Source organism: Alcanivorax sp. 97CO-5 (genome assembly GCF_000524665.1).
In the GTDB taxonomy this organism is placed as follows: Bacteria; Pseudomonadota; Gammaproteobacteria; order Pseudomonadales; family Alcanivoracaceae; genus Alcanivorax; species Alcanivorax borkumensis.
This window is the reverse complement of record NZ_KI965908.1, coordinates 100,526-113,905: the sequence shown is the minus strand read 5'-3', so window position 1 is coordinate 113,905 and position 13,380 is coordinate 100,526. Positions and strand designations below refer to the sequence as shown.

The 13,380-nt window shown below is 55.9% G+C and carries 15 protein-coding genes; 7 read left to right on the top strand and 8 right to left on the bottom strand.

Annotation, left to right across the window (positions count from 1 at the left end; translation table 11 throughout):
• Positions 1–9: 9 nt before the first annotated feature.
• The 3 genes from xerC to Y017_RS14675 all read left to right on the top strand — a co-directional run bounded on the left by xerC (position 10) and on the right by Y017_RS14675 (position 2,057).
• Positions 10–933: a tyrosine recombinase XerC gene (xerC, locus tag Y017_RS14685; protein ID WP_046962125.1), complete on the top strand. Its 924-nt coding sequence runs from the start codon at positions 10–12 to the stop codon at positions 931–933.
• 87 nt (positions 934–1,020) lie between these two features.
• Complete coding sequence (locus tag Y017_RS14680) at positions 1,021–1,728, top strand: HAD family hydrolase (protein ID WP_035461768.1); 708 nt, start codon at positions 1,021–1,023, stop codon at positions 1,726–1,728.
• A 14-nt stretch (positions 1,729–1,742) separates the two neighbouring features.
• A complete protein-coding gene (locus Y017_RS14675; protein ID WP_011589610.1) occupies positions 1,743–2,057 on the top strand; it encodes a YqcC family protein in 315 nt (104 codons plus the stop codon).
• Between the two features lie 311 nt (positions 2,058–2,368).
• Here the strand turns inward: Y017_RS14675 and Y017_RS14670 are convergent, their stop codons facing one another.
• Positions 2,369–3,352, bottom strand: coding sequence for a hypothetical protein (locus Y017_RS14670; protein WP_011589611.1), 984 nt, complete (start codon positions 3,350–3,352; stop codon positions 2,369–2,371).
• Between the two features lie 375 nt (positions 3,353–3,727).
• Positions 3,728–3,904 carry a hemin uptake protein HemP gene (locus Y017_RS14665; protein ID WP_035461766.1) on the bottom strand — a complete coding sequence of 59 codons (177 nt, stop codon included), beginning with the start codon at positions 3,902–3,904 and terminating at the stop codon, positions 3,728–3,730.
• Between the two features lie 281 nt (positions 3,905–4,185).
• Between Y017_RS14665 and Y017_RS14660 the strand changes: the two genes are divergently transcribed.
• The 3 genes from Y017_RS14660 (at position 4,186) to Y017_RS14650 (ending at position 6,013) form a co-directional block, all read left to right on the top strand.
• Positions 4,186–4,680 (top strand): DUF6231 family protein, encoded by a 495-nt coding sequence (locus Y017_RS14660; protein WP_231483549.1) that lies wholly within the window; start codon positions 4,186–4,188, stop codon positions 4,678–4,680.
• A 79-nt stretch (positions 4,681–4,759) separates the two neighbouring features.
• Positions 4,760–5,452: a hypothetical protein gene (locus Y017_RS14655; RefSeq protein ID WP_035461763.1), complete on the top strand. Its 693-nt coding sequence runs from the start codon at positions 4,760–4,762 to the stop codon at positions 5,450–5,452.
• A gap of 138 nt (positions 5,453–5,590) precedes the next feature.
• On the top strand, positions 5,591–6,013 hold the full coding sequence (locus Y017_RS14650) for an OsmC family protein (protein ID WP_231483547.1): 423 nt from the start codon (positions 5,591–5,593) through the stop codon (positions 6,011–6,013).
• 244 nt (positions 6,014–6,257) lie between these two features.
• Here the strand turns inward: Y017_RS14650 and Y017_RS14645 are convergent, their stop codons facing one another.
• The 4 genes from Y017_RS14645 to Y017_RS14630 form a co-directional block, all read right to left on the bottom strand.
• On the bottom strand, positions 6,258–6,767 hold the full coding sequence (locus tag Y017_RS14645; RefSeq protein WP_035461824.1) for a dihydrofolate reductase: 510 nt from the start codon (positions 6,765–6,767) through the stop codon (positions 6,258–6,260).
• Positions 6,768–6,849: 82 nt separating this feature from the next.
• Entirely contained in the window at positions 6,850–7,683 is an 834-nt protein-coding gene (locus tag Y017_RS14640; protein WP_035461761.1) for a thymidylate synthase, read from the bottom strand.
• Positions 7,680–8,477, bottom strand: a complete 798-nt coding sequence (gene lgt, locus Y017_RS14635) for a prolipoprotein diacylglyceryl transferase (protein WP_011589619.1) — start codon at positions 8,475–8,477, stop codon at positions 7,680–7,682. Before lgt ends, Y017_RS14640 begins: the two co-directional genes overlap by 4 nt.
• 6 nt (positions 8,478–8,483) lie before the next feature.
• A complete protein-coding gene (locus Y017_RS14630) occupies positions 8,484–9,287 on the bottom strand; it encodes a sulfite exporter TauE/SafE family protein (protein ID WP_081424072.1) in 804 nt (267 codons plus the stop codon).
• A gap of 165 nt (positions 9,288–9,452) precedes the next feature.
• Between Y017_RS14630 and Y017_RS14625 the strand changes: the two genes are divergently transcribed.
• Positions 9,453–10,226, top strand: a complete 774-nt coding sequence (locus Y017_RS14625) for an NRDE family protein (protein ID WP_011589621.1) — start codon at positions 9,453–9,455, stop codon at positions 10,224–10,226.
• A gap of 182 nt (positions 10,227–10,408) precedes the next feature.
• Here the strand turns inward: Y017_RS14625 and ptsP are convergent, their stop codons facing one another.
• Both ptsP and Y017_RS14615 read right to left on the bottom strand, forming a co-directional pair.
• Positions 10,409–12,682 (bottom strand): phosphoenolpyruvate--protein phosphotransferase, encoded by a 2,274-nt coding sequence (ptsP, locus tag Y017_RS14620; RefSeq protein WP_011589622.1) that lies wholly within the window; start codon positions 12,680–12,682, stop codon positions 10,409–10,411.
• Positions 12,675–13,208: an RNA pyrophosphohydrolase gene (locus Y017_RS14615; RefSeq protein WP_046962371.1), complete on the bottom strand. Its 534-nt coding sequence runs from the start codon at positions 13,206–13,208 to the stop codon at positions 12,675–12,677. The genes ptsP and Y017_RS14615 overlap by 8 nt, the downstream gene beginning before the upstream one ends.
• Positions 13,209–13,380 lie beyond the last annotated feature (172 nt).

Here is a 13,380-nt window from a genome sequence, read left to right as displayed (position 1 = left end):
CCGTTAACCGTGGATAGCGATAGCCATAACACACTGCAAACGGTTAACGCCTTCCTAACCCACTTGGCCAGCGAGCGTCGCCTCTCACCGCACACCGTAAACGGCTATCAACGGGACCTGATCGAAGCCCGAACATTACTCGGCAGCCAACCCTGGGACACCCTCACCGTCCACGACATGCGCAGCCTCGCCGCCTCGCTACACCGCCAAGGGAAAAGCGGCAAAACTATTCAGCGCATGCTTTCCACCCTGCGTACGTTTTTCCGTTACCTGATGCGTGAAGGGCTTGCCCGCGACAACCCGGCCATAGACATTCGCGCCCCGAAAAGCGGTAAACGCCTGCCCAAAGCACTGGATGTAGATCAAGTCAGCCATTTGCTGGATGCCGGCACCAGCAACAGCGAACCCCTAGCCCTGCGCGATCAAGCCATAATGGAACTGCTCTATGCCTGCGGCCTGCGTTTGGCCGAACTGCTTAGCCTAAACCTAGACAGCATTGATCTGCATGAAAGCCAACTTTTGGTCACCGGTAAAGGCAACAAGACCCGGCAACTACCAGTGGGAAAACCCGCCCTCACCGCCGTGCGCCGCTGGTTGCAAGTGCGTCCCATGCTGATCAAAAGCAGCGACCAGAACGCTCTTTTTATCAGCAAAAACGGCCGGCGGCTGTCTCCTTCCAGCGTACAACAGCGGCTTAAACGCCATGCTCTGGAGCGGGGGCTCGATGCCCATCTACATCCGCACAAATTACGCCACTCCTTCGCCACACACCTGCTGGAATCCTCCGGCGACTTGCGGGCAGTGCAGGAACTGCTCGGCCACGCAGACTTGGCCACCACCCAGGTTTACACTCACCTGGATTTCCAACACTTAGCTCAGGTCTACGACGGAGCACACCCAAGAGCCCAGCGCCGCAAGGACGATGACGAATAAGCCTTGGCGCCTAACGCTGGGCACACAATGCTTGGCGCCAGTGAACCTGTATGCTGCCATTAAGCGTTTTACGGTAAACTACCCACCATGAGCATGCTCAAGCTGATCACTTTTGATCTAGATAATACTTTGTGGCCCGTGGATGAAGTGATTCGTCACGCTGAAAAAACCTGCAGTGACTGGATCGCCGCCAACCACCCGGATGCCGCCGCTGCGCTGAGTGCCGAACGGGTACGTGCGGTGCGCACGGCACTGCTTAAGGAAAAACCCGAGTATCTGGATAATCTAACCGCCCTGCGCCAAGACGCCATGAGTCGCGCCTTCACCGAGCACGGTTTCCAGCAAAAACAAGCCCGCCGCATCGCCATGGATGCCTTCAAGGTATTCCATGAAGCGCGCAACCAAGTGAGCTTCTTTCCCGGTGCCCGTGAGGTATTAGAGCAGCTCGCCGACAGCTACATCCTAGGTGCACTCACCAACGGCAATGCCGACCTGAAGATGATTGGTATTGCCGACCTGTTCGCTTTTCATCATTCAGCAGAGACCATAGGCAAGCGCAAGCCGGCGCCGGACATGTTCGCCGCCGCCCTGAGTTCCGCCGGGGTTCACGCACACCAAGCTGTACATGTTGGCGACCACCCCTTGGAAGATGTGCACGCGGCCCGTGAGCACGGCATGCATTCGGTCTGGGCCAACCTAATCAACCTGCCCTGGCCGGTTGAACTAGACCAGCCCCGTCACCATATTCATAACCTGCATGAGCTGCCAGATCTGGTGCCGCTCTTTGATGACTGACTGCGGAAACCCCAATGCCCCAACGCCAACAACTCGTTGCCCTGCTTGATGACCTGCAAGTAGAACTGGATCAGCAAGGCCTGTGGGCCGCACAGCCACCGGCACCGTCGGCCTTCAACAGCAGCACACCGTTTTTTGCCGACACCATGAATTTCAGCGAATGGCTGCAATGGGTTTTTGTGCCGCGCTTCCGAGCGATTCTAGAAGGAGACCACCCCTTGCCTGGGCAATGCGACATCGCCCCCATGGCAGAGGAAGCCCTGAAAGGCCTGGAGCAGGACGTAACGGAGGTCATCAGCCTGCTCAAACGTTTCGACGACCATTTCTGAAAATGTCACTGGCAGCCCGCATCATAAAATAGCCCGGACGGGCTCAGCCCCAGCAACGCTTCAACCGACACCGTCAATTATAGTCGTCGCTTTCAGAGTGCCAGTTGAGCATTTCGATGCGACCACACAGAGAAAATCATTCGTTCCGCTCGCCAATCAGCCGCACGGGACCGCGCCCGTTACCCCGCCTCGCTACGCGCCTATAGGGGCCCCGTAGAAAGCGCTGAAACCAAGGGACTATCGCGTCTTTCCAATCCCTCAATCCCTCAATCCCTCAATCCCTCAATCCCTCAATCCAGTTGAGCGTGGCATTAACGAATAACGCTGTCTTTCAATAAAGCGCGCCAGCCGCTTTCGTTACTATCGCCGGCGGACAAGGTCCACAACCATTCGCCGCGGGAATCCAGCGCTTCCAGCGCCGTCACTACCTGCCCATCCCCGGGTCTACGCAGCCGCCATAAGCTATCCATTTTCGCCATATCCAGCGACACCAGCGCGCCGTTATGGGCTAAATGACAATGACTACCTTGCCAACGCGGCGACGACCAAGGGGCGGTCATGCACAATCGCACGCCCTGATTACCCACACAAAGAGTGGTTGCCGCATCCCTGCTAGCCGCTTCTGCCAACACTGCCGGCAATGTTTCTGGTCGTACCTGGCAAGCAAAACTGTCGCGCACCGATCGGTACAACACTGCGCGCTGCTGCTGACACCGCTGCAGCAACCCGGCAAAATCATCGTCGTCAGCACTGCGTGCCCAATCACTTTCCAGCTGACTCAACGAGCCCAGATCACGGTTAGCCATGCGCGGTAGCAATGTCGGCAAACTCAGGGTCTGCTGATCGGGATGAAGCATGGCGCACACTAGCTCTTCGAAAGCCAACCCACCGCTGGCCGGCGCCACCGCTATCTGCTGTAACGGCTGACCGTTACGATCAAAGAACACCAAGCTGCGAGCTGGGAGTGCACCGGTAGGTTCCAACACCGCCAGCACCGAATGCCACTGGCCAACCTGCAAACTCTGCCGTAAACGACAGCGCTCACCCACGGATTCCAGCCACCATTCACCAGCAACGTCCGATTGCCCATCCTTGAGTGCGGGATAGTGCATGCTCTGGGAAATTCTCGAGCCACTGGAGAAGGTGGTCACCACCAATGAACCCAACCGATACAACGCCTTGAGAATGGCCAGGGGTTCATCTTGTAAGCGCAAAACTCGATCACCGAGGGCCGCACCGCACTGGCGTAGTAGTGGCGATGTCGCTGGAGCCGAGGGCCACGTCATAACAGACATATTGCCTCCAAAAAATATCGCAGCAAACAACACGCTTTACGCCATAACGCGCCAACAGGATTCAGGTGATTGATTGCCTTTTGGCCGCACCGAACGGTTTGGGTCGACTGCAGCCATGACACTCACACAGATCCTGTGCGCGTTGTAGTAGCGGCATGTTGCCGTGCGAAGAGCCTTAAATTAGGTGTGGAACGCTGGCTGCGGCTGGCTGATCCACGTCAGGGAGAACGATAAATAAACGCAACAACACAAAGAAAACGTTTCTCGTGTCTAGGCCCAGATCACGCGATGAAAGGGATTATCACGGGCGCAAGGCGTTAAACCCGACAACGCAACCGTCGCATTATTGACGCGTTAGTGATGTCACGAGCCACATCACTTTGTCAAAATCAGTTTATTGTTGGACGTACGACGCAACTGGTAACGCTCACCGGCATGTTCAATCCACAATTTGCCTTGATGGTTGAGCAACAGACTGCTTGCCACCGCACTTTCAGCATTAATGGCGACCTGTCGTGTAGTAGTGGTAACGTTCTTTTTTAGCTGAGACATACTGACCTCCATTTCATATATGAGAATCATTATCATTATTGATTGGATGTTCGTCAACGCCTTATTCTCATTTTCTAACCACGCGCTCATTCCAATGGCCAACCTTGGCACTGCGCCGCCCCCCACGCCCTATTTCCCCCTTTAAAACCACAATCCAAAAGACCGCCGGTGCATTCATTGCTGCATTACATCAAAAACCACAAATCGCTACTCAACCCTCTATCGAAAGCCACCGGCAATGGCGTTAAACTGAAGCCATGAATATTGCGACGACACACTCCATGACCGAATCTCCGCAGGAACGCTTGGCCGCTATTCTCGATAGCCACCAGCCCTCCTCCATTTTGACTGTCAGCCTCAATCCCATTCCTGTCGTTGCCCAGTGGTGCGCCGATCACAACTGCACTCTGGTGGAAATTCAGGAACAGAACCCCTTCCCCGCGTTGGGTGACATTGACCGGGTGGATATCGCCATTGTTGCAGACCAGCTGGAATACATGCCCCACCATGACGGCGAAGCACTAATGGGCTTGTTGCGTAACCTGCATACCGATTCCATGGTGGCGGTATACCAACCCACCTTGGCCCCACAAAAACTACGTTGGCCAACCAACGGATTTCTGGCACTAGGCTGCCGGGAGCAGGGGCACTTCGCCGAAGACGGTCGCGAACTGAATATCTACAGCTACGACCTGGACAACTACAATTTCGAGCGCAAGTGGAACAACCCCCGCTTCTGGGCCAATCCGGAAAATTGGGGAAAATACTGGTGGTAACCTTTAGGCCGCGCTGCAGTGTGGAAATGGGCGCGGCGCTGTCGTATGGTTGCGCCGTCGACTGAATTGATGGCTCACCATGATTGGACACCGTTTTCGCGAAATTCTTATTTTCTGGTGGCGGCACCTTGGCCCGCTGTTTCTGGTCACCGCGCCCTTCGCCCTGATTACTGAAGCCACACAGTGGATCTTCGGCCCCTCGTTCGTATTGCCGGACACCGAAGGAGCCGCCCTGCAATTCAGCGGCATCAGCTTGGCGATCATTTTGTTGGTGAGGCCTTTAGCGGAAGGGGCGCTTTATGTGCAGCTCTCTGCTACCAGCAACAGCAAACCCCGTGGGCTGCTAGCCTGTATCGCACCCGCACTGCTGGTTTACCCGCCCCTGCTGCTCACCTACGCACTTCTGGCCATTGGCGTATCGCTGGGCTGGATGGCACTATTTTTTCCAGCGGTGTGGGTATATACCCGCCTGTGCTATGCACCTCTACTCGTGATCTTGAAACAACAAAGCCCGATCGAAGCATTGCGCCAGTCATTCCAAATGACACAGCCCCAGCAATGGCCGTTGCTGTTAACTCTGGTTCTAGTGTTCTTGACCTATCTGGTAATGAGTAGCGTGGTCGCCAGCGCCATTCTGGGTGTCGTTAGCCATACCACCGCCGCGTCACTACTGGCTGCACTGCCCATTTCGCTGATGAGCGCACTGGTCAATATTGCCGTGTTCCGTTATTGGTCACTGAGCCAACAGAGCGGCCCAAGCCAAGCCGACTAACCGCTTTCGCGACGACCGGCTTTGCCAGAGGCAAAGACATCCGCCCCGAGTCATCATGGCAAGCGCCTATTTTGATGGCATACTCTTCTAGCAGGTGTGCAAAAATCCTGCTAACGAGGCACTAACCGGGGATATTCTGTGCAACAACACACCATGCACCTCAGCTGGACCGCCCACGGCAACCAAGAACATTACCTCTGGCACCTTGCAGACGGCAATGAGGTGCGCGTGGTCGATGGCCACCATGGCCATCAGGAATTCATGGAACCGGAAGAAGCTTTTCTCGCCGCATTGGCCAGCTGTCACCTGCTATCGTTTCTCACTGAAGCCGCCCGTGAAGGGCTGGCGGTGACAAGCTATGATGACGATCCACAGGGCATCCTGGGGCAGAACGATCAGGCAAAAATTTATATGCAAACCATGGTACTGCAACCGCTGGTCACGTTTAGTGGCGAACAACCTAGCATCGCTACGATCCAGGCTTTACACCAGCGCGCCCATGAAAAGTGTTTTATTGCCCAATCGGTGAGAAGCGAAGTACGAATAGAACCGCGAAAATAACGCTAAGCGGCAACGCGAGCTGGCCCAAACGCCACACGATCATCAATGTGTCCGCAGAGGCTTGCGCTGAAAATAGACAAGGCTGAAAGCAAAAGGGCGCCCTTTTGCTGAAACCAGTAGCGACAGGGCTTTCGAGTTTTGAATCATCTAAACAAAGAGGTCACGTCCAGGCTCAGTGCGTAGCCTCTATCGGTTAGGGTAAGGGTCCCCCCCCCCAACCTTTGGACGCGTGTAAACTTTCAACTCATTTGCGTTCGTATACCACAAAGGAATAATCGTAGGGGTTGGGCCCTTCAGCGGGGAAATCTTCACGAGCAATTTCTTCCCATTCGCCCTTGTCGTACTCCGGAAAAAAAGTATCCCCATCGACCTCAGCATGTACCTCAGTGAGGTAGAGCCGCTGGGTCTGCGCCAGCGCCAGCGCGTAGATTTCCGCACCGCCCATGATCACCGCTTCTTCCTGGCCTTCAATGAAGGCCACGTTCTCTGCCATGGTAATGGCGTCATCCACCGTGGCCACCACCTTGGCGCCCTCAGCTTGATACGCTGGCTGGCGGGTAATCACGATATTTGTACGCCCCGGCAGGGGGCCTTTCAGTGATTCCCAAGTCTTGCGGCCCATGATCACCGGCTTGCCGAAGGTTACCTGCTTGAAGTACTTCAAGTCGTTGGGCAAATACCAGGGCAACTTATTATTCCGCCCGATCACATTATTAGTGGCCTTGGCGACCATCATGGAAAGTCGAATGGACATGAACATACCTACGCTTGAACCCACCCCCTAACGCCGGACAAAAGCTCTGTTGCATCGAGCATCCGGCTTCAGGGAGGAGTCGTTAGATTGCCACCGGCGCTTTGATGTGCGCGTCGGGGTTGTAGTTGCTGACGGTGAAATCGTCAAAGGTGAAGGCAAACAGATCCTTCACCGCCGGGTTCAACGTCATTGTCGGCAACGGGCCAGGCGTACGCGCCAGTTGAGTATCCGCCTGCTCCAGATGGTTGGAGTAGAGATGCGCATCGCCCAAGGTATGCACAAAATCACCCGGCTGCAGATCACACACCTGCGCCATCATCAGCGTCAGCAAGGCATAGGACGCAATATTGAATGGCACGCCAAGAAAAATATCGCCACTGCGTTGATATAGCTGGCAACTAAGTTTGCCGTCTGCCACATAGAACTGGAACAAGCAGTGGCAGGGTGGCAACGCTTGCTTGCCTGCTGCTGCATTGGCATCCGGTGAAATGGACGGATCCGGCAGCACCGCGGGGTTCCAAGCGCTGACCACCAGGCGCCGGGAGTCCGGATTGCGCTTGATCTCTTCCAGCACCTCGGTGATCTGATCAATCACCCCGCCATCCGCCGTTTTCCAACTGCGCCACTGCTCACCATAGACAGGCCCCAGCTCACCCTCCGGTGTCGCCCAGCCATCCCAGATGGACACGCCGTTTTCCTTTAGATAACGGATATTGGTGTCACCAGACAGGAACCACAGTAACTCGTGAATAATCGAGCGCAGATGCAGCTTCTTGGTGGTGAGCATAGGGAAGCCCTGGCTCAGGTCATAGCGCATCTGGTAACCAAACACCGCATAGGTGCCGGTGCCAGTGCGGTCTTCCTTATACGTTCCGTGCTCGCGGACGTGGCGAAGCAGATCAAGGTATTGCTTCATGCCTTCACTCCTCGCTCATCGTTTCGATATGCCCACACCAACACAGCGATACCGAGCACAACCATCGGGATGCTCAACAGCATGCCCATGGTCAACCAGCCGCCGGTGAGATAACCAATATGGGCATCCGGCTCACGGAAGAACTCCACAAAGGTCCGCGCGCAGCCATAACCGATGCTAAACAAGGCCGTCACCGCGCCCGCCGGTCGCGGCTTGACCGAGTACACCCATAGCACCAGAAACAGCACCACACCTTCCAACACCATCTCATAAAGCTGGGAGGGATGACGCGCAATCTGCAATGGGTCGGTGGGAAACACCATGGCCCAAGACACGTCACTGGCACGGCCCCACAACTCCGCATTCATGAAATTACCAAAGCGCCCGGTCGCCAAGCCAATCGGCACCATAGGCACCATAAAATCTGCTACCCGTAAGTAGCGCTTGCCTGTTTTACGAGCAAACAGCCAGAAAGCCACTAACACGCCAATCGCGCCGCCGTGGAAACTCATGCCCCCGGTCCACACCTGGAACAGCCACAGCGGATCTTGCAGGAATTTATCAAAGTTGTAGAAGAACACGTAACCCAAACGGCCACCAATGATGACACCCAGGGCCCCATAAAACACCAAATCGCCCACCTGGTCTTTGGTCCAGCCAGAGCCAGGCTGTTTGGCCCGGTACACACCCAACAGCCAGGCAGCGGCAAAGCCAAACATATACATCAGGCCATACCAGTGCACTTTCAGGGGGCCAATGGCGAACGCCACCGGATCGATATGCGGGAATTCCATAGGTTGTTATCCAAAAGCCAGTTTGAGGCCAAGCACAAAAAGCACCAGAGCGAAAACCTTCTTCAAGGTAGCGGACGGCAGCCGATGGCTGAGCCGCGCACTCAGGCGCGCAAACGGGAAACTGGTGAGCACTATACCGACTGAGGCAGGCAAAAACACATAGCCTAAGGCCCCCTCTGGCAAATGCTGCTCATTCCAGCCGGCCACCGCAAACCCCAGCGTGCCGGCAACGGCAATGGGCAGGCCACAGGCGGAGGAAATCGCTACCGCTTCCTGCATTTTCAACCGACACCAACTCAAGAACGGCACCGTCAACGAACCACCGCCGATACCAAAAATCGACGACCCTGTGCCGATGAGCACTCCCGCCAGTGCCAACCCAGGGGTACCAGGCACCCGTTGCGGCAAGCTTTCATCTAGCGCCTTGCGGCCCACCAGCAACATCTGCACAGCAATCAACATGGCAAACAGACCAAACAAACGGGTCAACAGTTCCCCTTTCATCGCATCGGCGATGAACGCCCCAGCAAAAGCACCCAACACAATGCCCACCCCCAAGCGCACCGCCACAGGCCAGCGCACAAACCCGGCCTTGTGATGGGCGCGTACCGCACTGATGGAGGTAACGATGATGGTACTGAGGGATGTGGCCACCGCCATCTTGGCAACCAGATCATCAGGAAAGCCCAGGCCACGAAACAGAAAAATTAGCGCAGGCACGATAACCACACCACCCCCCAAGCCTAGCGCTCCAGCCAACAGGCCTGCGCCCACACCCACGCCCAAACAAATCAAAAACAGTTCCAGCACAGCCACTCCAACACAACTCGGGGTAAGGCAGGTATGCTAGCACGGCTCAACACCTTGCGCCGGGGCTCATTGACGGACACTGAAAGCCCCTGGGCCTCAGCGCTGGAGCGGTTTTATAGCGGCGAGGATAACGGCAGGTGAGCGAAACAAAGAAAGGAAAAATCAATGTGCATTGTACTGTTTGACTGGCAACCAGGCTCTGCCACGCCCCTTAGAGTGGCGGCGAATCGGGATGAGTTTCACGCGCGACCCGCAGAACCTGCCCGCTGGCGTGACGGTATTTTTTGTGGCCTAGACCTAACTGCCGGGGGCACGTGGCTGGGGATTCACCGTAACGGCCGCTTCGCGGGGGTTACCAACTATCGCGAACCCATCACCGACCGCCAACCCGGCGAACGGTCCCGCGGGCTATTACCCTTCGCGTTCCTAAAAGGGGAACAGACGCCAGAACAGTTCAGCCATCACCTCGCCAAGGAACAACATCACTACGGTGCCTTCAATCTTTTGGTGGGCACAGTTAACGCGGACCCTGAACAGGATAGCCTCTGGTATTTAGGCAACCGAGGCGCAACACCAAGGGCGGTCCGCCCCGGCATTCATGGCCTCAGCAACGGCCTGCTGGACGACCCCTGGCCCAAAGTAGAGCGAGCCAAACAGAATCTGGCCGCCGCCGTTACTGCCGGTGGGAACCTACAACAGCTCCTGCAGGTGGTTGACGACCGCTATCAACCCAACGACAGCGAGCTGCCAGACACCGGTGTCGGCATCGACCTTGAAAGGCTGATCGCCCCCATTTTTATCCAGTCAGAAACCTACGGCACCCGCGCCAGTAGCGCCGTGATTTTGGACCGAAAACAAGGGCCGCAAATGCTGGAACAGCGGTGGCAACCGGACGGTAACGCGGCCGGCAATCCAAGCCAGAGTTTCACCAAGCGATAGCACGCTCTCAAGACGCTCCTTGCACGATCAACCTTTGCGGATGGTTCGTAATCCACCCATTCGAGGCACAACGCGATGTTAAAGGAGCGTGCCCATCTATCGATAAAGCGCAACGAGAGGTGCCGGTCATGACGCTCTCTCGATTAGTTTTATTTAATTGGTCGATATGCATAGCGTTCGCATCAGGCCAGCACCTTTCGATTTCGCAACAGCTCGCCAAGACCAGCCTTGGTGAGCTGTAGATCCACGTAAGAACCGATTACTTCACCGTTATCCATGGCCAGCACTTCATTGAGAAGGCGGCGAACAAAGCTGATATCCACTTGCCGAATAGCGGCTTTTACCTTCAACAGGTTGGACGCATTCATGGACAGCACATCCACCCCCATGGCCATTAACAGCAGGGCGGCGCTAGGCTCCCCTGCCATCTCACCACAAACCGACACGGGAGTGTGTTCTTCTCGAGCCTGCTCTACCACATGCATCAATGCATGCAGGACCGCCGGGTGATAGGAATTATAGAGTGATGCCACCTGCCGGTTGTTGCGGTCCACCGCCAACAGGTATTGGGTCAGGTCATTGGTGCCAACGGACAAAAAATCCACCCGTTGGGCCAGCGCCCGAGCCTGGTACACCGAGGCCGGCACTTCGATCATCACACCCACCGGCGGCATGGATACATCCAACCCCTCGTCACGAACCTCAAGCCAAGCACGATGGATCAGGTGTTGCGCTTCTTCCGCTTCAATCACGCTGGTAATCATGGGCAGCATAATGCGCAGATTGTCCAGGCCTTCACTGGCTTTGATCATGGCACGCACCTGCACCATGAAAATTTCCGGGTGATCTAGGGTGACACGGATGCCGCGCCAGCCCAGAAAAGGGTTTTCATCCTCTATAGGGAAATAACTCAGCGACTTATCGCCCCCGATATCCAGGGTGCGCATGGTCACCGAGTGCGGAGCAAATGCCGCCAGCTGCTCACGATAAATCACTCGCTGCTCTTCTTCCGACGGAAACCGGTCACGAACCATAAATGGAATTTCCGTCCGGTACAGGCCCACCCCTTCCGCGCCCCGTTCCAGTGACCGGTTGATATCGGTCATCAACCCAGTATTCACTTGCAACGTGATGCGCGTACCGTCCAAGGTTTGCGCTGGCTCGTCACGCAGCTTTTCTAAACCCGCCTGGAGGCTCTCTTCCTCTGCGATAATTTCCTGGAACTGCTGTTTAAGCTCCGCCGAGGCATTGGCCACCACCCGCCCTCGAAAACCATCAACGATGATTTCCTTATCATCCATTTTTTTCAGCGGCAAATTCTGCGCACCCACCACCGTGGGAATGCCCATAGCTCTCGCAACAATGGCCATATGCGAATTGCGCGAGCCACGGGTAGTAACAATCCCGCGCACCCGCTCACGGGGCACTTCCATCAACATGGGAGCGGAAATGTCTTCACCGAGCAGAATGCATTCGTCTGGAAAAATAATATGGCGGCGAGTTTGGCTTTGCAGCTGAGCCAGCACTCGGCGGCCCAAATCACGCACGTCTGCAGCTCGTTCACGCAGGTACGGATCGTCCATCATTTCGAAATTATGCACGTGGACATCGATCACTGTACGTAACGCACCCTGGGCCCACTGCCCTTCACGAATGGCCGCAATAACTTCCGCGGGCAAAGCATGACGGTCCAGCATGCGCAGGTACACATCAAACAGCGCCTGCTCTTCAGCCCCCAGAGATCGGGAAGCCCGCTCGGCCAAATCACGAATTTCCTGACGCACCCGTACCAGGGCATCGTCCAAGCGGGAAATTTCTTCGCTCACATCCTCAACGTCTCGGTCCGGCACCGACGCCAAATCCGCCTCGGGAAACAACAGAACGCCGTAACCAATAGCCGCGCCAGGGCACCCCGGCAGCCCGTCGTAAAAACTAGGAAGATCCGCGCCGCCACCCAGCTGGTCAAATAGCACACCCGAGGCATGGGCATGAGCAATCACCGCTGATAATTGGGCAGAAATAGTCACCAGGAAGGCTTCTTCACTCTGGTCAAAGCGGCGCACATCGCGCTGCTGAACCACCATGATCCCCAGCACCTTGCCATGGTGCATCACCGGCACGCCCAGGAAAGCGTGGAACGCATCTTCCCCGGTTCCCGCCAGGTAATGAAATTTGGGGTGGGTAAAGGCATCTTCCAGGTTGATGGGCTCTTCACGCAAACCAACCTGCCCCACTAGGCCCTCCGACAAGCCCAAGCTCACCTTACCCACTGCCTCGCGCTTCAACCCTTCCGAGGCCATCAGCATATAGCGCTGCTCTTCCTCATCACGCAGGTAGATTGAACACACTTCTGTACCCATGGCATCGCGTACCCGCTTGGCCATCAAGTCCAGCGCGCTGGGGATATCCGCCGCGTTGTTCACTTCCTGAACAATACGTCGAAGAGTATCAAGCATCGGGTGAGTCTCCAGGCACAGTCTGATTAGTATGAGGAGTACGCTTTCCTTTCTTCAGAGCCGGCGCTAATTCCCGCAACGCTCGGGCATAGACCCCACGTTTGAAATGCACCACCTTCTGTATCGGGTACCAGTAGTTTACCCAGCGCCAGTCCTTAAACTCCGGACTATTACTGGTAAACAGGTCAATCGCTTCTTCTCCCGCTGTCAGCTGCAGTAAAAACCATTTCTGGCGTTGACCGATGCAATGGGGGCGGTTACGAGGCCGGCGCAAAAAGCGACGTGGCAACCGGTAGGTCAGCCAACCTTCGGTACTGGCGACGATATGCACATGCTCAGGAAGCAGACCCACCTCTTCTTCCAGTTCACGAAACAGTGTTTCTTCCGGGGTTTCCCCCGGCATCATGCCGCCTTGCGGAAATTGCCAGGCATCGCGGTTGCCAACCCGGCGACCCCAGAACACCCGACCATCTTGGCCAGCAATAATAATTCCGACATTCAGCCGAAATCCTTTGTCATCAATAATGCCTGTCATCTTGTCCCTTCGAGCCTCGCGCAATCGTGGACTCTGGCTCCTTATCAGCCCATTAAACCTTGCCGGGCAACCTGCGATCAATGCACAACCCTGCAACAAACACACCAAACCAAATGTAGAGCGTGATGAATCCACCGGTATGACTTGTCATCTGCTTCGCATA